The sequence below is a fragment of the Thalassotalea sp. PP2-459 genome, assembly GCF_001913705.1.
In the GTDB taxonomy this organism is placed as follows: domain Bacteria; phylum Pseudomonadota; class Gammaproteobacteria; order Enterobacterales; family Alteromonadaceae; genus Thalassotalea_C; species Thalassotalea_C hakodatensis.
This window is the reverse complement of sequence record NZ_MKQD01000051.1, coordinates 25,553-45,938: the sequence shown is the minus strand read 5'-3', so window position 1 is coordinate 45,938 and position 20,386 is coordinate 25,553. Positions and strand designations below refer to the sequence as shown.

Genomic DNA, 20,386 nt, shown 5'->3' with positions numbered 1-20,386 from the left:
CAGCATGTTTAGTTATTACATTCAACTTGCGATAAAAAGCTTAAAAAGCACGATAGGTACTACGCTGTTAATGGTATTAGCAATAGCCTGTGGTATCGGAATTTCAATGACAGCATTGACGTTAAATCACATGACGGGCAATAACCCGATCAGTGAAAAATCAGATCAATTATTTGCAGTTCAATTGCAATCAACGGGTAGCAGTTCTACGTGGAACACCACAGATAATGTACCTGAACAATTGACTTATCAAGATGCAACTAATTTAATGCGGGCTTTACCTGAATTAAAACACACACCCATGTATAAAACGGGTTTTTCTGTGCGTACGCTTGACCCTGAGTTTGCCCCTGTTTTGCGTTCAAGCCGTGTTACTACCCGTCATTTCTTTTCAATGTTTGACGTTAATTTTCTTTATGGCGGCCCATGGAGTAAAACTGTCGATGAAAACCCAACCTTTCAAGTGGTGATCAGTGAAGAGTTAAATGACAAGCTATTTGGTGGTGGTGATAATACCGGAAAAGAAATTTTCTTAAATGCAACGACCTATCAAATTGTTGGCATTACAGAGTCTTGGCAACCCAAACCAAAGTTTTATGACGTTAACAATGGCGCGTTTCAAAGCACTGAACAGCTGTTTATTCCCTTCGTTTTATCCAGCGTTTACGAGTTACAGTCTTGGGGAAATAATAATGGCTGGAAAGAAGAGCGTGTTAATAATTACCAAGAAAAGCTCAACTCTGAAATCTTATGGACACAATACTGGGCAGAACTGCCAACGAAAAAAGATCAAGACACATTTTCACAGTTTCTATCAGGGTATGTTAGCCAACAACAAAAGTTAGCAAGGTTTGAACGTGACGATGCAAAAGGGCTAATACGCAATGTTCAGCAATGGCTTGATTATAACAATGTTGTTGGTGACGACTCATACGTGTTGGTTGCGGTGAGCTTTATGTTTTTAGTGGTATGTTTAGTGAATAGTATCGGTTTATTACTGGCTAAATTCTTACGGAATGCTCCTCATGTAGGCGTTCGTAGAGCACTAGGTGCTAGCCGTGGGCAAGTATTTGCTCAACACTTAGTTGAAGTTGGTTTACTTGGGCTGCTTGGTGGGTTACTTGGATTAGCATTTGCGTATTTTGGTTTGTCATTATTGAAAAATAATTTTGATGGCTTTGACTTCGTTGCCACGATGGATATCACTATGTTTTTAGCGGCACCCATCATTGCGGTGAGCGCTACAGTATTGGCAGGGATTTACCCCGCATGGCGAGTGTGTACTACGCTTCCCTCTATTTATTTAAAAACTCAATAGGAGCTGCATTATGTTACATATTTCTCCCATTTTTAATGCCATGATGCGAAACAAAAGCAGTGTTGTTTTGATTATTATGCAAATTGCGCTGACGTTAGCAATCGTCAGCAATGCGGCTTTCATTATTAAAGAGCGTATTGATGATATGCAGCGAAATAGTGGTATTCCTGAAGCTGAAATTGTTGGTTTATCAATGTATTTCTATGATGAAAATGTAGATATCACCAAACAATTACAAGTAGATCAGCAAAAAATCATGGAATTGCCTTACGTTATTGAGGCTACTGGCATAAATCAACTACCACTTTCTGGCAGTGGCGATTCTTGGGGTTTTAGAAATCAGCCTGAAATGGAAGGTGCGTTAACGTCTGGTGCTGGTGTTTTCGCTGGAAATTCCAACATTACTCAATTGTTTGATCAACAAATCACTAAAGGTAGAAGCTTCCGACCTGATGAAATGGTCATTCGCGATAGCGGTGCTAATGCACCTAAAGTTGCCATTATCACACAAGCATTAGCAGATGAATTGTTTCCAGACGGTGATGCGCTAGGAAAATATATTTACAGTATCGACTTACCTTTTCAAGTTATTGGTATTATGGATAAAATGCAGGGCCCGTGGGTGCATTCATCGTTAGTTGAAAAAACAGTGTTATTGCCTGCAATTTATGATCAGCAATTTATCCGTTTTGCTATTCGTGTCGAACCTGGTGAAGCTGATACTATGATTAAAAATGTGCAAGATATTCTATTAAAGCTAGAAAATCGTCGCGTGATTAATCCAGCCTCTACAATCGCCGACATGAAAGCGACAAGTTATCAACGTGATAGATTGATGACGAATATGTTGATGGTTATCATTGCAGTGCTTATTTTTATCACGGCGCTTGGTATTGCCGGTATGACCATTTTTAATGTAAACCGTCGTCAAAAACAAATAGGCACACGCCGGGCGCTAGGGGCAAGTCGCGCAGATATTCAAGGTTACTTTATGACGGAAAGTGCATTGATTGCCGGTTTAGGGATTGTCTTAGGTATTATTTTGGCGCTAGTGCTCAATAACTACTTGATGACCTACTTTTCTTCTGAAGCATTATCTTTTAATTATATTGGCGCAACGTTAGTGGGGATTATTGTGGTCATTGAAATTGCGGTATTTATACCTGCCTTAAAGGCCTCAAAGATTTCACCGGCTATCGCCACCCGATCAGTCTAGTGATGTTGTTTAAAAGGAAGCATTAGCATAATTGCTAATGCTTTTATTATAAGGAAAGTGTAATGAAAAAAATATGGTGTCTGTTTATCTTACTTGTTTTTTGTTCTACAAGTTTCGCGGTAGTTATTAGGCATGACAAAAGTGCAGATGATTATGTTGTTAAGAAACCACCACAATATTTGGTCAATATGCCACATGAAGGTCAAGGGGTTTTAATTGCCCCAAACTGGGTTTTAACGGTAGCACATGTGATTTTCTATGATTATCAAGGTAAAACGATTGATATTGCGGGCAAAGAATATGTAATTGAATCAGTTTTTATCCATAAAGATTATCGAAAGCTTGAGTCGTCCACCTTGGACAAAGGTACGAAAGCCACAATGGATTTTCAGTTTGCTAATCGTGATATTGCCTTGGTAAAGCTATCAACATCAGTTGATAGTGTCAGTCCGTTATCTATTTATACTAAGTCAGATGAATTAGGTAAGCGCGTTATTGGTTACGGAAAAGGCGCTACAGGAGATGGCATTGGCGGTGCAGTTTTCGAGACCAAGCGTGATAAAGTGCTACGTAAACTCGAAAATAAAATTGAGGAAGTAACACCTTACTGGTTAGCGATAGCATTTGACCAACCTGAAAAAGCGTTACCGTTAGAGGGAATTGATGGTTCTGGAGATAGCGGTGGACCTGTAATTATCAAAAAAGATGGTCGTGAGTGGTTAGTAGGTATGTTTTCATGGGATTATGTGGACGGCCCTTTGAGTGATTTTCAAGCTGGGTTATATGGCCATAAGTCATATCAAGTGAGGGTATCAAGTTATCAACCATGGATATCATCAATAATTGCAGCAAATTGATTCATTTCAATCATTGAGTTTGATAGGCTGATACCCTTTGTGGTGATATCAGTTAAGTTAAGGTAACAAGCTGATTTATGGAAAAAATATTAGTAGTCGATGATAATCCATCGGTCTGTAATGCATTAAGCATTTTATTAGAGTTACATGATTATCAAGTGGTTACGGCCAGTTGTCCTGCTGAGGCGATGCCGATACTTAACTATCAGCGTATTGCACTGGTTATTCTTGATATGAACTTTACGCAAGACACCACCAGTGGTGAGGAAGGTAAACAGGCTTTTTATCAAATGCGTGAAATGCTGCCTGATTTACCGATCATTTTGCTTACCGCATGGACAGACTTAACGACAGCAATAGAGCTTGTTAAGCATGGGGCAGCAGACTATCTTGCAAAACCGTGGGATGATGAAAAGTTACTCATCACCATCAATAATTTAATAGAGTTATATGAAGTGAGACAGACGTCTCAAACGCTGATCAATCAAAATAGAGAGCGCGAAACGCATTTAAGTGAGGCTAATTTATGTGGCTTAATTTTTAAAAGTACCAATATGCAACGTTTAGTGGATATGAGTGTTCAGGTTGCTAAATCAGACGTTAGTGTCTTAATTACTGGTCCAAACGGTGCAGGCAAAGAAAAAATTGCTGATATCATTCATGCAAACTCCTTTCGCGCGGCAAAGCCTTTTATTAAAGTTAATGTTGGGGCGTTGCCAATTGATTTGATGGAAGCTGAATTATTTGGTGCCGAAGCTGGTGCCTATACGGGTGCCAACAAGCGTCGTATAGGGCGCTTCGAAGCTGCCGATGGCGGCACACTCTTTTTAGATGAAATAGGTAATTTATCGCTTTCAGGGCAAATTAAGCTATTGCGTGTATTACAAACTGGCGAGTTTGAACGTTTAGGTAGCCATGAAACGATAAAAGTTGATGTCAGGGTTGTGAGTGCAACAAATGCAAATCTTGCTCACGACATTAAACAAGGTACTTTTCGTGAAGATTTATTTTATCGCCTCAATGTCATTGGTCTTGAACTACCAGCATTAAATCAACGTACTGACGATATTCTTCCTTTAGTGGAGCACTTTACTGATAATAGTAAGGTGATGCCTAAAGTTACAGCACACGTACTGGCAGCGCACCCATGGCCTGGAAATGTACGTGAGCTTGAAAATGCCTGTCAGCGAGCCATGTTGTTGTCAAAATCAGCAGAGTGGCAGCCAGAAGATTTTGGTCTTAATAACGATGTCATGCAATCATCACATCAAACAGAAGATGTCATCACTCAACACATGGTTGAACAAGCGATTATGGATAACCAGGGGGTTATCAGTCGCGCGGCTAAGTCGCTAGGTTTAAGTCGACAGGCTTTTTACCGTCGAATGGAAAAGTTTGGGATTAATAAGTAATGGTTAATACCTTAAAAGGGCGGTTATTAATAACGGCGTTAGGCGCTACTTGGCTATCTAATAGTCTTTTATTCTTATTTTTATCAACGCATGATTGGCTATTACTGTTATTAACTTTAGCGTTTAGTAGTGTTTTTGTTATCGCTATCGTGCAATATTTTTTCACCTTTATTGAAAACAAACTTGTGGCATTAGAAGCAGGGTTGTTGAATTTTAAAGATAATGAATTTTCGAATAGTTTAGCTATTACAGGTAGTGATGAACTAAGCCAATTATGTTACTTGTATAATGATGTTGCAGATAAATTGCGTGCAGAAAAGCAAAGTATTTATCAACGAGAGTTGTTGTTAGATAAAGTAATAGAAAGCTCTCCTATTATGATGTTTTTGGTTGATGATGATGATTATTTTGTTTATTCAAACAGTGAGACGCGTCATTTTTTGAATCAAGGTAAGCGCATGGAGGGTGAACAATTAACACAGTTAATGAAACACTGGCCTGAAACGTTATGCCAAGCGATAACTGAACATCAAGATGGTTTATTTGTCATTGAAGAACAAGACAATAGCGAAACCTGGCATTTATCGCGAGGCGACTTTTTGCTAAACAATAAAAAGCATCAGTTATTTTTATTAAAACAAATGACACGCGAATTAAATCGACAGGAAGTTGCAGTATGGAAAAAAGTGATCAGAGTGATCAGCCATGAACTTAATAATTCATTAGCGCCTATTTCTTCTGTTACGCACTCAGGCCAATTGATTGCGAAGAAATATCAAGATAATAAGTTACCCCTAATTTTTGAAACGATTAAAGAACGCATTGATCACTTAAATAGCTTTATCAGTGGTTATGCAAAGTTTGCAAAACTTCCTACGCCTCGGCTTGAAGCTATCAATATTAATGCCTTTGTTGCACAGCTTCGCACACAGCTGGAGTTTAATGTGCCAGAAAAAATTGCCAATGTTGAAATCATGTTTGATCCAAGCCAGTTAGAACAAGTGATGATCAACTTGATTAAAAACGCACAAGAGTCAGGCTCTGCGCTGTCGCAAGTATCTTTAGAAATAACGGTGACAAGTCAACAAGCAATATTTGAAGTTAAAGATCGTGGCGCAGGTATGTCAGAACAAGTATTAACCAATGCTTTGATCCCCTTTTATTCTACTAAACAGTCTGGAACTGGTTTAGGGCTAGCGCTTTGCCGAGAAATTGTAGAAGCACACGATGGTAAAATTTCTTTGCATAACCGTATTGGTGGAGGCCTTGCGGTATCAGTGGTTATTCCAAGGTAAAGTAAATGTGAGTCACCAATAATCTTGTTCATTTAACGGTGGATTTGAAATTGTAAACAGAAAAACTTTAAGGATAATAAGTCATTGTTATTCAAAATTGTTATTGAGTAGAACGAAGCTCAACTGTATTACCTTGTGGGTCTTGTATATATACCGATTGACCAAAACCCTGTGCACCATAACGACGTTCAAAACCGTTAAAGGGGATATTATGGCTTTTTAGATGTTGTGCTATATCTTGTTCGCTGATCAATTCAAGTTGTAAACAAAAATGGTCAACATTAATGCCGCTATCAGATGGAGCTGCTCCACCCATTTGTCCCAACTCACTATCAATAGTAACGATATCAATTAATGCATTGCCTGCACGTAACTGCGTTAATCCTAAGCTATCTTCGGTTTCACGTTCTATATGACATCCAAGTACCTGACAATAAAAATTTAACATTTCATCAAGTTTGTTAGTACGTAGAACAATGTGATCAATCGCTTTTATTTTTAACATGTTAGTAGTGCCTGTATACACTCCGAGCTGAAAGATTAATTTAATCGCTATTTAACGTGCTGTAAACAAAGCGTTAGTAAAAATTAGCTTAGGTTAAAGCATGGTATAGCTCGCGAACTTCATCAAGTATTTTACAACTAGCAGCAGCTAAACCTACGGTGTCACGACTTGCTATGTTGTACCATAAATGAGATTCACTTTCCGAAATACGTAATTCACGCTGTTCAGGCTGGCACTCGATTAAAATTGGCGTGATATCTAAATGAAAATGACTGAACGTATGACGAAAAGCAGTAAGTGTGCGTTGTTCAACACCTTTTATGCCTAAATTTACTAAGTCGTTATCAATATCTTCTATCGTTGTTGTTTCTGGAAAACCATATAAACCGCCCCAAATTCCGCTGGGAGGGCGTTTTATCATCAGTACGTTATCACCTTGCTTTAAAATTAGCATAATGACAGATTTTTCAGGTACTTTCTTTTTAGGTTTTTTTTGTGGGAAATGCTGTTGTTCGTTACTAGCGTTGGCTAAACAAGTCGATGTGATTGGGCAGTTGGTACAATCTGGTTTAGAACGGGTGCAAAGTGTTGCGCCCAAGTCCATCATTGCTTGGTTAAAAGCATCAACCTGTTTTGCTGGTGTTAACGTTTCAGCAATCGGCCATAGTGTTTTTTCGTACTTGCTTTGGCCGTTATAACCTTCAACCATGTAATGACGTGATAGCACACGTTTAACGTTTCCATCAAGTATCGGATGGTGCTGCTTTAATGCTAAACTTAATATTGCTCCAGCCGTGGAGCGACCAATGCCTGGCAGTGCTACTACTTGTTCGATAATTTGTGGAAATTCACCGTGGTATTCATCTCGCATGATTTGCGCTGCTTTATGCAGGTTTCTTGCGCGAGCATAATAACCTAAGCCAGTCCAATGATGTAGAACGAGATCTTGCTCTGCATTCGCTAAGGCAGTGATATTAGGAAAACTTTCCATAAAACGCTGATAATAGGGAATAACAGTTGCAACTTGCGTTTGTTGTAGCATGATCTCAGAAATCCAAACCCTATACGGCGTTTTGTTCTGCTGCCAAGGCAAATGTTTTCTACCTTGCTGATGATACCAGTTAACAACGGCTTCACTGAAATCTGTTGCTGATTTTGATGAAATACTAATGCTTTGTGTCATAGGAGCGTCAGTGTAGCGAAATTTACTGTTAATGCCAGCAATTTTATGCATGATGCTCGAACGACTATTTATCAACTTCGGTAGACATTTTACTGCTCAGCCACTATATTTGGCGGCAAAATACGTATTAAGGAATATTATGAAATTTCAAGCAAAAAACCGCTCAAGAAGGTTGAGAAAAAAACTTCGCGTTGACGAATTCAAAGAGTTTGGTTTTGATGTGGCGTGGAAATTACCCGATGATATTGACTCTGCTGGCGTTGATAACTTTCTTGATAAATTTTTCGTTGAAGTAATTCAGCCAAATAACCTAGGTTTTGGTGGTGAAGGTGATACCATTTGGCACGGTTTAGTGTGTACAGAAAAGCTTGGTAGCTGTACAGACGCCGATAGAGAAGCCGTTGAAAAATGGCTTAAAGAAAATGGCGCGGTTTCCGTTTCTGTAAGTGAGTTATACGATGTTTGGTGGGCTGAATAGTACGCAACACCCACCAATTGATGAGTGAGTGTTAGAAGTGATATTTTACAAGTAAATTAACATTTCGCTCGTCAACACCTTTAATGCCAAACTTATTATCCCAGTGTACATATTCAATGCCTACGTAGAGTTTAGATTTAATGTTTAGTGCTGGCGCTAAGTCATACTTTAGCTGTGAGGTAAAATTCATTTGTGCATTGGCGTCATCGGTAGCGGTAACATAATCTAAAAAACCATCGTACATCAAAGGGCCAATTGGTACGGCCCAGCTCAGGGTTGTTTGTACCGCATTATCACCTAAATCGTTATTTTTATGGTAAATGTTAGTTTTAAAAAATAAAAAATTAGGTACCTTAAGGTTGGTGCCAACGCCAACTAGATAATTAGTAAAACCATCTCCAACTTCGGCAGTAGTTGCTATATAGATATTTTCAAAGAGCGTGTTGTGGTAGGAAGATATTTGAAACCGTGGTGATATTTCTATATAGGTTTCACGGTCGCCATTATTTGAATGTAATCTATCGACAAATAGAAAACTATCGCCCCAACTGTAACCAGCAGCATGCTCAAACGTAAACACGGTACGGTCGTTATCGCCAACTTCATAATTATTACCCTTAAGTAAGGTTACGCTGTAATCTGACCATAGAGTATCCGCACTGGATTGCGCGGAAGTTAATACAGCAAAAAGAACAGTTGATTTGATTAAGTTATGGGTAAATGTAAAGAGTTGCTTCATACTTCATTCCTATTCGGTTTTAAATTGAGCAACTAATTGCTCAAGCTGACGCTTTTGATGATCTAATTCATTAATGATATCTGCTGTTGTATTGGATAAGCTTGAGATTTCTGTTGCCATATCGGCGATTCTAGTAACATTTTCATTAAGTTCATTAATAACGCTTGATTGTTCTTGCGTTGCGGTAGCAACTTGCGTGTTCATTGCCGTTATTTCATTGATATCAATTACAACCTCGCCGAGTACTTTCTTGGCCTCGTTGGTTTTCTCTAAACCTTCACTAACTAACGAAGTATTAGCTTTCATAGCCGTTACAGTTTCATTAGCTTGATGTTGTAACCTTTGGATAACATCGTTTATTTCTTGTGTTGAGCTTTGCGTTCTACCCGCAAGTGTTCGTACTTCATCGGCAACAACGGCAAAACCTCGACCTTGTTCACCTGCGCGTGCAGCTTCAATAGCTGCATTTAACGCAAGTAAGTTTGTCTGTTCAGATATACTACTAATGGTATCAACCACAGAGCTTATCATTTGTGTTTGATCGGCTAATTGGGTGATTTTTTCTTGGGTACTCAGATTACTTTTTTGTAGCTGGAGCATCACTTGGCTGGTATCTTCAATTTGATGGTTAGAAAAATTTATTTGTTGCTCAGAGCCTTCGGTTTTGGTTGCCGTGTTGGTCGCAAGTTCACTGACTTCCTGAATACTATGGCTCATTTCATTGGTTGCGGTAGCAACTGAGTCTGATTCAGATTGTTGATTAATGACTAATTGGTTAACATTGTTTGCCATTTCATTTAATTGATTAAATGAAGAGGTCATAATACGTTCGGTGTGTTTAATTTCTATCATGATTTCACGCACTTTGCTTAATATTGCGTTAAACCCTTTTGCGAGTTGGCCAAGCTCATCACCACGTTCATCATCAAGTTTTTGTGTTAAGTCACCACCTTTTCCTGCCATTTCTAGAAGTCGCTGACTAATTTCAACGATCGGCTTGGTGAGTCTTTTAGCAAGTAGTACCATGAGAAAGATAAAAACAGCAACAATAATAAGATTTAGCAGGGCCGTTTTTGTTAATGCTGAGTGTACTTTTGATAATGGCTCAGACCGCGGCAGCATAGCAACAATTTTCCAATTGAGCTCTGATAGTCCAACACTTGCGACGTAATATTCTTCACCTTGATGCTCAACGGTATCAAAAACATAATTGTCATTGTTGTTTAATAACTTACTTGCTTTGTTATTAAAGCCATCAAAACGACTTAGATTACGTTGTGACAACGATGATAATTTTGGATGAATAATGACATTACCTTGATTATCGGTGACGAAAACATAACCACTTCTACCAATTTTATTGGATAAAATGGCAGCACTTATTTCATCAACACCGTAACCTAAACCAGCAATGGCAATGTTTTTCCCTTGGTAGTTAACACGGTAATTTATAAATGCGGTTAGTTTTGTTGTGCCTTTTTCCACATCAAATGAAACTTCAAAAGGTGCATCACTTTGTAAGAATTGATAAAACCATGGGTCACCTTGGCGGCTTACTTGTCGAGAAATACCTTGATGAGTGTAATAATTTTGACTGATGTTAGACACCCAAAAAACAGTTAATGCGTTATTTTCTTTTTGTAAATGTGATAAATAATCAATAACGTTTTGTTGTTGTTCTTCTGATTCGCCATTAAGGGCCCAATCGAGCATAAACCGGTTTTGACTGATTGATTTCGATAGCATTAAAGGTGTACTTAATTGCTCTCTAATTCTGTATTTAACTTTTGCAAGTTGATTGGGTAATAAATCCTGTTCAATATTTTCTTGAAAAAGGTGACTAAAAATATAATTGTTTAATGAAATGCTCAGTAGTGACAAGGTGATCAATGATAGGGTTATCACAGCAATAAGCAATCGTCTAATAGATACGTTACGTAGCCAATGAGAGGTGTTCATTGTAAAAACTCTAAGAAGTTATTGTTATTCTTTAAGTATTGCCGAAAAAAAGAAAATTTCACCTTCAGTGGTAAAATAAAATAAAGCTATTTGTGTTTAAATGGATAAACGTAGATAATATGCGCCCTTAATTTTAGCGTGACCAAAGAAAATTCGTTATGACAGAAAGAACCCATAAGACTGTTGAACAAGCCGAACAAGAAGGTAAATATATTCGCAAAGTACGTAGTTTTGTAAAGCGTGAAGGGCGTTTAACAAAAGGCCAAGCAGCGGCGCTAGAATTGTACTGGCAAGAGATGGGCTTAAATTATGAAGACGGTTTATTATCTTTTGAAACTGTGTTTGGTAATAACAATCCTGTTGTTTTAGAAATTGGCTTTGGCATGGGCACTTCATTAGTTGAAATGGCAAAAAATGCGCCGTCGTTAAACTTCATTGGTGTAGAAGTTCATCGTCCGGGGGTTGGTGCATGTATTGCGCTTGCGAAAGAGCAAGAGGTAACAAACTTAAGAGTGTACCAACATGATGCAATTGAAATTCTAGCCGACTGTATTCCTGATGAATCGCTGTCAACGGTTCAGCTATTTTTCCCTGATCCTTGGCATAAGAAAAAGCATCATAAAAGACGTATTGTCTCTCCTGAGTTTGTTGAAACAATTCGCCAGAAACTTAAAATTGGTGGCGTTTTTCATATGGCAACTGATTGGGAAAACTATGCAGAATGTATGTTAGAAGATATGCAATCGTCACCTGGTTATAAGAATTTATCTGCAACAGATGATTATATCCCCCGTCCTGACAATCGTCCGTTAACAAAGTTTGAACAACGAGGACATCGGTTAGGGCATGGCGTATGGGATTTACAGTTCGAGCGAACTTAACTTTTTACCTGATTATAATAAAGCGGCAGTTATTGAGTGCCGCTATACATCAGCTAAGAGTGTCATTAATTTGTCTCGGTGTTTGGTGGTTCGGAACATGATTGATAAACATGCATGTGACTAGCTTCTATATGAAATAAATGTTGGCAAAAACGGTATTTGCCTTGTTGTTTCAATTGTTGCTCCGTAATTAATTCTTCAGTGAGTGCATACTGTAAAATACGGCTGGCGTATTTGATCCAATACTCTTGAGCAGCTTGAATATGAATAGCGTTATTTGGATAAAGGCTTGAGCGTTGCTCGGTTAATTGCTGTTCAATGTGCGCCAAAACAAGCGGTTTGAATTCAGAGAATATAACGCGCTTAAAGGCGTTGAATTGTTTTGCACGCCATAGTTGCCAGGCCATCCAGCTAATTGCTAACACGGCAATAATTACGATTAATTCCATCAAAAAATCAGGTACTGCTAATTCATGGCGTTAAGGTAAATCATTTTTAGTTAAATAGCACCCTCAAATTTAAGTAACTTTTCTTTCAATGATAAACCACCGGCATACCCGGTTAATGAACCATTGCTACCAATAACGCGATGACAAGGAATAATGAGCGCAATGGGGTTTTTTCCATTAGCACCTCCCACAGCGCGCACAGCTTTGGGGTTTTGTATTTGTTCTGCTAGCCAGCGATAAGATTTTGTTTCACCGCAGGGTATAGTGCAAAGTGTTTGCCATACTTGTTGTTGAAAGTTGGTACCATTTGGTGCAAGTGTTAAATCAAAAGTTTTTCTTTCGCCTGAAAAATATTCTCTGAGTTGTGTCAGTGATTGCTCAAAATGGTCGGTATTTTCTTCATGGGTACCGATATCAATTGAAGCTGCATTTCCTTCTGTAAAGTACAAACCCGTTAACCCCTGTGTTGATGCGGTAAGCAGAATTTCACCTAATGGTGATTGTGTTCTTGTATAGTACATATCGATTAATCCTTTTTAGCCAAAGAATGCCATAGGTATATAGCGGCATAGGCACGCCATGGTCGCCATGACTCTGCAATTGCTAATATTGCCTTATTACTGGGTTTTTGTTGTTGGTGAGTTAATGCCTTGACAATACCTAAATCAGCACTAGGAAATGCATCTGGATCACTTAAGCCACGCATGGCAATATAATTAACGGTCCAAGGTCCAATCCCTTTTAACGTGCATAGTTGCTTTTCTAGTGTTTCAATAGATTGATAGGTATTAAAGACCTCTTTGTTGTTTTCAAAAAACTGTAGCCAAGTATACAACGTGTTTTTACGTGATTGGGTTAATCCTATATCGTTAAAATCTGCATGCTTTAACACGGTAAGAGAAGGAAAGCTGTATGCAATTTCTTCGGCTAATTCTGTATTGTAATCACCGTATTGTTTAACAATTCTCATGGCTAACGTAGTGGCTGCTTTTACTGATACTTGTTGCCCTAAAATGGCTCGAATTGAAAACTCTAAAATATCCCAACATCCAGGCAGGCGGAGACCCGGTGACATTGCAACCATTTTAGCAAGTACAGGCGTTTTAATTAATGCATCGTGGATCAAAGTCATATCAGCATCTAAATCAAACATTTTACGTACGCGCTGAATGACTTCGTTTAGGTAACGATAATCAGACAATGATACTTGTAAAGTGAGCGCATGCTTGTGTTTATGGTGCGAAACTTTGAGCCAGCCGGTGCATTGGTCGATGGTAATATTTCTTGCGTAAATACTGCTTGTAACATGTTCCATACCTATTATCTGCCTCTTTTGAAAAAAAGAGAGCATTAATGACCAATCAAATGGCGGACGATAAGGTAATAAAATTTCAATGCTTTTAGTTGACGGTGTTTCTATTCGTTGTCGCAATGAGTTTGGGGTACAACCATATTGCTGTTTTATTGCTTCATTAAAACGACGTATGCTTTTAAACCCACTAGCAAAGCCTATATCACTTAGCGATAACTGTGTTGTTTTTATCAATTTTCTTGCTAATAACAAGCGTTGATGTTGAAAGTATTCGCTAGGTGATATACCTAAATGTTGTTTGAATAATCGGTGTAATTGTCGCGTGCTAATGTTAAATTTTTCTGCTAATGAGGTTAAATTATCTTCGTGATAGTCAAAGGTAATGAGTAATTTATTTAAATGGCTAGGAAGTGCATGACTAGGGGCTAATTCAGGAAAACAGCGTTTGCAAGGTGTAAAGCCTTGCTGTTGAGCTTGTTCAGCGCTGAGATAATATTTCACATTTTCTGGTTTTGGGGGCCTTGCTGGGCAAATAGGCCGACAAAAAATACCTGTGGTTAGTACGGCAGTATAAAACTTGCCATCAAACCTAGCATCTCTGCTTAACCGAGCCTGTTCACAGGTATGAATATCTAGCGCCAAAATGTTAAGCCTTATAAAATCTTTCGAATAAGCATATCGCATCATAAAGGATTTTCTCGCGATAATCGGACATCAATGTAAAAAAAGATTGCGTAAAAGTTAATAGCAATTTTTGTAGGGTATTTTAACTGCAATATTAACAAGGCTCACTTAAACGCGTTATTTTAAAGAATGACTCAGGCGTTTTTAATTATTCGTCAGTGTTTTTTATCTTTTGATAAGCTTTTGAATGATTGTGGCCATATAGTCAAAGAGACAATAAAAAAAATGACAACAAATGATGTTGATGAAAATTACCAATAAATGGTAACAAAGGGGAGAGCAACAACATGGGCCAACTTAATCGAGCCGCAAAAAATAGTAATAATAGAATCAAAACGAGTAGAAGCTTAATTGCAACCGCAGTAGCTTCCACATTCTTTATTACAACAACAGGTTTTGCACAGCAAGAAAAAGCCGACACCAGTGATATTGAAGTGGTAACGGTAAATGCGCAAAAAAGAGTACAAAACATCTTAAAAGTACCTGTAACAGTGGGCACGATAAGTGAAAAACTCATTAAAGAGTCTGGCTCAGTTCTTTTATCAGAGGTAGATAAATTTATTCCAGGATTTGATTTTTCCGATAGCAATATGACGCAAGCAGGTATTACCATGCGCGGCATTTCTAGTCCGAATATTAGTGTTGGTGGTGATCCTTCTACTGCAACATTTTATGATGATGTGTATATGCCGAGGGCGGCACAGAATGTACTGTTTTCTGATATGGAGCGTATTGAAGTATTAAAAGGCCCACAAGGAACGTTGTTCGGTAGAAATGCGGCGATGGGTGTGGTGAATATGGTGCCTAAATCACCAAGAGATGAAAACGAGGGCTTTGTAAAAGCAACCTTAGGTACCGATAACTTACAAAAATTTGAAGGTATGGCTAATATCACCCTTAGTGACAGTATATATTTACGTGCCAATATTTTAGATGTTTCACAAGATGGCATGGTGAAAAATGTTGCTAAACCCGATTGGAATGATAATCATAAAATATGGGATCTCGGTGAGCAAAACCATCGTGCAGCGCGTGTGTCATTATTGTGGGATATATCATCTGTTACTAGTTTTCAAATTGCTTACGATTGGGATGATTTAGAACAAGGCCCTCCTATGGCTGTAGGTGTCAGTGAATATGCTTATAATCAAGGGAAAACTCCGTTTTCATCAAAAGCAGAGAATGACGTACGTAACGGAATAGAAGCGCGTGACATGTACGGTGTAACCGCAAAGCTAATGCATGAATTTGACCAGCATTGGTCGATGAAATATGTCATGGCATTTCGTGACTGGGAAACTGAAAACCGCCAAGATGAAGATGGTACAGGCGATAATACCCGATATTTTGATACCTCAAACAATGAAGACTCAGACATTTTTTATAATGAATTACAAGTCAATTATATATCCGATAACATTAATGCAGTTGCGGGTTTTTCTTATTCAAAAGAAAAAGTACACCAGACTACAGAGCTGAACATGACAACAGATACTGCGGCACGTCTAGTAACTGGAGAGGTAAATACTTTTATTAAAGGCGGCGTAGCTGAAGAACTTGTTTCGATGATTGGCGGTAATACCGACGCACATGCGGAAGCTGCATTTGGCCCTGGAGTTACATTTGCCGGTGCAGTTGATAGTTTATATGCACTTTCAGGCTTTCCAATGAGCCATATTTGGAATACAAATGAATGGTCAGGTGCGTTAAATGCTTTAGGTTTTGCTGATGATATTATGGCTGCTATTGGTATGGCGGGCATGCCGTTAACACCTGAAGTTGTTGCGCTAACCGGCGATGTAACCTATGACATTGTAGCGATGCAATTAGGTTTTCCTGAAATATTTGGCCCAGGGTTGGGAGGACAATTTTGGGAAGAAACCGTAAATAATACGGGTGATTTCACAAATTGGGGTGTGTTTGCTGATGTTGATTATAAAATTAATGACAAGTGGAGTATTATCGCTGGTTTACGGTATTCAAAAGATAAGAAAGACTTCACATGGCTAATTCCACAAAATAGCTTTAACGCGGTTCGCCCTGGCGTAGGAAATTTAGTTTTTCCAAAGGTAGACCTTGCTGCATCTGACGAATGGGACAAAGTGACGGGTCGTTTGGTGACAAGTTATCAGTTAGATGATGATCAAATGATTTTTGCTTCGTATTCTACTGGCTATAAATCCGGTGGCTTTGACTCATTAGCGCCGAGCTCGTCTGCGTTTGCACCCGAAGATACGACGAATATGGAAGTGGGCTACAAAGCGGTATTAGGCGGAAGTTTTATTGCTAATTTAAGTGCTTACTATCTAGAACTTGATAACTTACAACGTTCTATAGATTCAAAAGCGCCGGGAAGTACTCAAGCGATACCGACGATTATTAACGAAGATAGAAAAATAAAAGGCTTTGAAGCAGATCTTCGATGGAAAATGTCTGATTCTGTGCAATTTGGCATGGTGACAGAAATTCGCTCTACTGAAAATGCTTCACCTGATTTTTATAATGGTGAAGGAGAATTAGTAGCTGCGACTAAAACATCATCAAAAGCGGCAAAAAACTATACTTTTACCTTTAACTGGATGCCTGACTTAGGCACTGGCCATACGAATCTTCATGTTGATTATGTCTTTAGAGAGAACACCAACAAAGATATTGCTGGTCTTGAAAGTTATAAGTTAGCTGTTGATGAATATTTTGAAGATGAAGAGCTCCTCAATGCACGATTTTCTTGGTCTGATGCAAGTGATACTTATGAAGTTGGTTTATGGGGGAAAAACTTGCTTGATAATCGTTACATGTTAAGTATCGGTGGTTTAACTGCTGATGTACTTGGCACACCTCAGGGGCGAATTAACCGCGGTTTAGAGGCAGGTGTTGATTTTAAATACTCATTTTAACCAACTAAATAACACGTTTTTTATCGCCGCATAGTTTGTCTATGCGGCTTTTTAGTATTTAAATAACAAAGCTTTTCATTCAGTTAATTACTGATTAGACTGTAGAAAAACAAATAGACAATCTTCCATGACCACATTTTTTTTTCATGTTGCGCTAACACAAATGCTTATGTGTGCATTGTTATTATCTGCTACTTGTCATCGCAGCACACCGATTAAACTCTTTATCTTACTGATGTTCTGCGGCAGCGGTTACTTGTTAAGTACTGTCTATGCTTCAGTTGAAAATAATACCTTGCTATGGTGGCTAGGGCATATGGGAGGCAATGCGCTGCCGGGGGTTTTTTGGTTGGTTAGCATTAGTGTTTTTGGCGAGCAAAAATTTATCAAACCTTGGCAATATGTAGTTGCATCCTTAACACTTGCAGTACCGTTAACCGCTAAGCTTTTTGAGTTACTCTTTGCTGTTTCATTAAGCCAATATGAAGCGATTCATGGTTTAATAAAATATGGTGCTTTACTGTTAGAACTTGTACTCATTGGTCATGCATTATTCATTTCTGCCGTTCAATGGCGAAACGACTTAGTACAAGACCGACGATATATTCGTGGCGGTGTTATTACGGCAGCTGGCTTTTATATCATTATGGTGATCATTTTAGAGCAGTTATTACAGATTGAGTGGCAAGGGCTAGCGTATTTTAAAGGGTTATTGCTTGCTATGTTAACAACCGCTGTTAATTATGTTCTTTTCCAGTTAAAAAGCGCCAGTCTCTTTGATATCCCCGAAAAGCCGGTAAGTATACAGAGAAAGGTGTCGGTAGAATCTAAGGAGATTCAAAAAATTCTCCAATCAATGGAACAAGATAAATTATACCGACAAGATGGTTTAACCATAGCGGGTTTATCGAAGCATTTATCAATACATGAATATAAACTCAGAAATTTGATCAACGGTGAATTGTGTTATCGTAATTTTAATGATTTTTTGAACTACTATCGCATTGCAGAGGTGAGTGAGCAACTCACTCAAAACGACTTTAAAACAACGCCAGTTTTAACCCTAGCGTTGGAAAGTGGCTTTAGAAGTTTAAGTTCATTTAACAAAGCTTTTAAAGTAAAACATGGCATTACACCAACTGAATATCGTAAAAAACACGTATTTAATGATGAACCAACGTAAAATACACTAAAATATAATTCATTAAATAACAGTGGTTTATGTTGGTTTTTTAATATTTCGTGTACCCATTTTAGAATCACTCAGCTTTTTTTCATATTTCGTCAGACTCCATAGCTCTTCATCCCTATAGTAAAGACAATTATTAATGACTATTGGGTTGGATGCGCGTGTTATCTTTTTTTAAAGTGTTAAGTTTAGGGCTACTTTCAACAGCAATTGTTCCAACATCAACAGCAGATGAAGCTCCCGCTACTTATCTGCAATGTATTGCTTGTCATGATGATAATGGCCAAGGTAATACTGCACTTTCATCGCCAGCCATTGCCGGCTTGTCTGAAAGTTATATTACTCGGCAACTAAATAATTATGCGTCAGGAAAGCGTGGCCAGCATCCAGAAGACGTGTCTGGTCAGCAAATGGTGATGATCAGTAAACAGCTAGATTTGAACAAGGACGTTCCTGCATTAGCGTACTATATTGCTAACTTACCTCAAGTAAAAGCGGTATCAAAATTATCAGGCGATTTAAAAAATGGCAGCCGATATTATCATGCAAAATGTGGGGCATGTCATGGCGGACAAGCACAAGGTAATAAATCGTTTAATGCCCCCAAGTTAGCAGGGCAACATAGTTCATATCTATCAAAACAAATGCGTAACTTTAGTTCAGACGTTCGCGGTACTCATGCTGATGACAAGCTGGGCCGCCAAATGGCAATGATGGCAAAAACAGTCAATGAAAAAGAGCTGAAAGATATTTTGTTCTTTATTAGTCAGCAATAACCATGATGAACCAACGTTGTGTAATACATACGCTTTCGTTCATAATTAGTTTTTTGTTCATGAACGTGAGTTTACAAGTAATGGGTAAAAAAACTGACTTTATATTGAAGTCAGATTGTCCACCGAGTTTCGAAAAGTCAACTGATGGTACTTGCCGACTGGTTAATCTGTATCAATTTTATAACTCTGTGCAGGGACGAGGTGTTGGTGGCACACAAACCGCTTTACCTAAACACCGTGATGGTTTTACACCCGCAGAAATAGACTTAGGCCGATATTTGTTTTTTGATCCACTGCTTTCAAAAGATGGTTCTTTGTCTTGCGCCAGTTGCCATCAACCCGATAAAGGCTTTAGCGATCAACGTGATCGTAGTATTGGTGTGACGGGTGAAAAAGTAGTGCGTTCGGCCCCCACGTTATGGAACGTTGCTTTTCTGGACAAATTTTTTTGGGACGCGCGTGCAACGACACTTGAAGAACAAGCGATAGGGCCATTATTTGATCCAAAAGAAATGGGTAATAACCCCACTAAATTATTACAAGATGTGAATGCAAATAAATTGTATCGGGAATTATTCAAACGTGTTTTCCCACAATCAAATATGATTACGCTAACGCAAATAACGCGAGTGTTAACCGCATTTCAATCATCATTAATTTCACTTAATAGCCGTTACGACAGATATGCACATGGCGCACACTATGTGTTAACGGATAGAGAAATAGCGGGTATGAATGTTTTTCGTTCCTTTGTCGCTAGATGTGCTGAGTGCCACCAACCACCTTTGTTTACTAATAATCAAGTTGCAGTGATAGGCACTCCTGAGCCAGAAGGTATGCCTTTTGATGTGGGTGCTGAAAAAACGTTCAATGCGAAAAAATTACGGGGCGGCTTTAAGGTTCCAACGTTAAGAAATATTACTAAAACCGCGCCTTATATGCATTCGGGCGGCTTTGATAATTTGTTTGATTCTGTTGAGTTCTACACAAAGGGGCGTGGGCATGCAGTACCTAAAAACGAATCGTTGCAATTACATTGGCATATATGGGAGCCAAACCTAACAAAAGAAGAAATTCAATTGATCGTTGAATTTTTAGGCACACTCACTGATGAAAGTTTAACACCAACAATACCAGCATTTGTGCCTTCAGGCTTGCCAGTCATAGATCAGGAATATCAATTAAGTATTACAAAACATAACAACAATAGTTCAGCAACAGGTAATGGGGAATAAT

General features: G+C 38.5%; 18 protein-coding genes. 11 read left to right on the top strand and 7 right to left on the bottom strand.

The window, feature by feature from the left end:
* The first annotated feature begins 4 nt into the window (after positions 1-4).
* From BI291_RS12770 to BI291_RS12750, 5 genes are all read left to right on the top strand, one after another.
* Positions 5-1,318, top strand: a complete 1,314-nt coding sequence (locus BI291_RS12770; protein WP_074499158.1) for an ABC transporter permease — start codon at positions 5-7, stop codon at positions 1,316-1,318.
* Between the two features lie 10 nt (positions 1,319-1,328).
* Positions 1,329-2,534: an ABC transporter permease gene (locus BI291_RS12765; RefSeq protein WP_083602049.1), complete on the top strand. Its 1,206-nt coding sequence runs from the start codon at positions 1,329-1,331 to the stop codon at positions 2,532-2,534.
* Between the two features lie 62 nt (positions 2,535-2,596).
* Positions 2,597-3,391 carry a trypsin-like serine protease gene (locus tag BI291_RS12760; RefSeq protein WP_074499156.1) on the top strand — a complete coding sequence of 265 codons (795 nt, stop codon included), beginning with the start codon at positions 2,597-2,599 and terminating at the stop codon, positions 3,389-3,391.
* Between the two features lie 77 nt (positions 3,392-3,468).
* On the top strand, positions 3,469-4,803 hold the full coding sequence (locus BI291_RS12755; RefSeq protein ID WP_074499155.1) for a sigma-54 dependent transcriptional regulator: 1,335 nt from the start codon (positions 3,469-3,471) through the stop codon (positions 4,801-4,803).
* A complete protein-coding gene (locus BI291_RS12750; protein ID WP_074499154.1) occupies positions 4,803-6,098 on the top strand; it encodes a PAS domain-containing sensor histidine kinase in 1,296 nt (431 codons plus the stop codon). The genes BI291_RS12755 and BI291_RS12750 overlap by 1 nt, the downstream gene beginning before the upstream one ends.
* Before the next feature lie 100 nt (positions 6,099-6,198).
* Here the strand turns inward: BI291_RS12750 and BI291_RS12745 are convergent, their stop codons facing one another.
* Together BI291_RS12745 and mutY are read right to left on the bottom strand one after the other, a co-directional pair.
* On the bottom strand, positions 6,199-6,603 hold the full coding sequence (locus BI291_RS12745) for a VOC family protein (RefSeq protein ID WP_074499153.1): 405 nt from the start codon (positions 6,601-6,603) through the stop codon (positions 6,199-6,201).
* An 88-nt stretch (positions 6,604-6,691) separates the two neighbouring features.
* On the bottom strand, positions 6,692-7,786 hold the full coding sequence (mutY, locus tag BI291_RS12740; protein WP_074499172.1) for an A/G-specific adenine glycosylase: 1,095 nt from the start codon (positions 7,784-7,786) through the stop codon (positions 6,692-6,694).
* Between the two features lie 139 nt (positions 7,787-7,925).
* Between mutY and BI291_RS12735 the strand changes: the two genes are divergently transcribed.
* Positions 7,926-8,264: a 50S ribosome-binding protein YggL gene (locus BI291_RS12735; RefSeq protein ID WP_074499152.1), complete on the top strand. Its 339-nt coding sequence runs from the start codon at positions 7,926-7,928 to the stop codon at positions 8,262-8,264.
* A gap of 31 nt (positions 8,265-8,295) precedes the next feature.
* Here the strand turns inward: BI291_RS12735 and BI291_RS12730 are convergent, their stop codons facing one another.
* Together BI291_RS12730 and BI291_RS12725 are read right to left on the bottom strand one after the other, a co-directional pair.
* Positions 8,296-9,003 (bottom strand): outer membrane protein OmpK, encoded by a 708-nt coding sequence (locus tag BI291_RS12730; protein WP_074499151.1) that lies wholly within the window; start codon positions 9,001-9,003, stop codon positions 8,296-8,298.
* A 9-nt stretch (positions 9,004-9,012) separates the two neighbouring features.
* Complete coding sequence (locus BI291_RS12725) at positions 9,013-10,962, bottom strand: methyl-accepting chemotaxis protein (RefSeq protein ID WP_074499150.1); 1,950 nt, start codon at positions 10,960-10,962, stop codon at positions 9,013-9,015.
* A 158-nt stretch (positions 10,963-11,120) separates the two neighbouring features.
* Here BI291_RS12725 and trmB point away from each other — a divergent pair, with 158 nt between their 5' ends.
* Positions 11,121-11,843: a tRNA (guanosine(46)-N7)-methyltransferase TrmB gene (gene trmB / locus BI291_RS12720; RefSeq protein ID WP_074499149.1), complete on the top strand. Its 723-nt coding sequence runs from the start codon at positions 11,121-11,123 to the stop codon at positions 11,841-11,843.
* A gap of 65 nt (positions 11,844-11,908) precedes the next feature.
* Here trmB and BI291_RS12715 read toward each other — a convergent pair whose 3' ends face one another.
* Genes BI291_RS12715 through BI291_RS12705 form a run of 3 tightly spaced genes read right to left on the bottom strand, consistent with a single transcriptional unit; the run spans position 11,909 to position 14,291 of the window.
* The gene (locus BI291_RS12715; RefSeq protein WP_074499148.1) at positions 11,909-12,292 is read right to left on the bottom strand and encodes a hypothetical protein; all 384 of its coding nucleotides are present in this window, start codon (positions 12,290-12,292) and stop codon (positions 11,909-11,911) included.
* Between the two features lie 50 nt (positions 12,293-12,342).
* Positions 12,343-12,813 (bottom strand): methylated-DNA--[protein]-cysteine S-methyltransferase, encoded by a 471-nt coding sequence (locus tag BI291_RS12710; protein ID WP_074499147.1) that lies wholly within the window; start codon positions 12,811-12,813, stop codon positions 12,343-12,345.
* Positions 12,814-12,818: 5 nt separating this feature from the next.
* A complete protein-coding gene (locus BI291_RS12705; RefSeq protein WP_083602048.1) occupies positions 12,819-14,291 on the bottom strand; it encodes a DNA-3-methyladenine glycosylase 2 family protein in 1,473 nt (490 codons plus the stop codon).
* Positions 14,292-14,575: 284 nt separating this feature from the next.
* Between BI291_RS12705 and BI291_RS12700 the strand changes: the two genes are divergently transcribed.
* The 4 genes from BI291_RS12700 to BI291_RS12685 all read left to right on the top strand — a co-directional run bounded on the left by BI291_RS12700 (position 14,576) and on the right by BI291_RS12685 (position 20,385).
* Complete coding sequence (locus tag BI291_RS12700) at positions 14,576-17,185, top strand: TonB-dependent receptor (protein ID WP_074499146.1); 2,610 nt, start codon at positions 14,576-14,578, stop codon at positions 17,183-17,185.
* Between the two features lie 127 nt (positions 17,186-17,312).
* Positions 17,313-18,368: an AraC family transcriptional regulator gene (locus BI291_RS12695; RefSeq protein ID WP_074499145.1), complete on the top strand. Its 1,056-nt coding sequence runs from the start codon at positions 17,313-17,315 to the stop codon at positions 18,366-18,368.
* 167 nt (positions 18,369-18,535) lie between these two features.
* Entirely contained in the window at positions 18,536-19,150 is a 615-nt protein-coding gene (locus BI291_RS12690) for a cytochrome c (protein WP_175573125.1), read from the top strand.
* A gap of 59 nt (positions 19,151-19,209) precedes the next feature.
* A complete protein-coding gene (locus BI291_RS12685) occupies positions 19,210-20,385 on the top strand; it encodes a cytochrome-c peroxidase (RefSeq protein ID WP_254849579.1) in 1,176 nt (391 codons plus the stop codon).
* Position 20,386 lies beyond the last annotated feature (1 nt).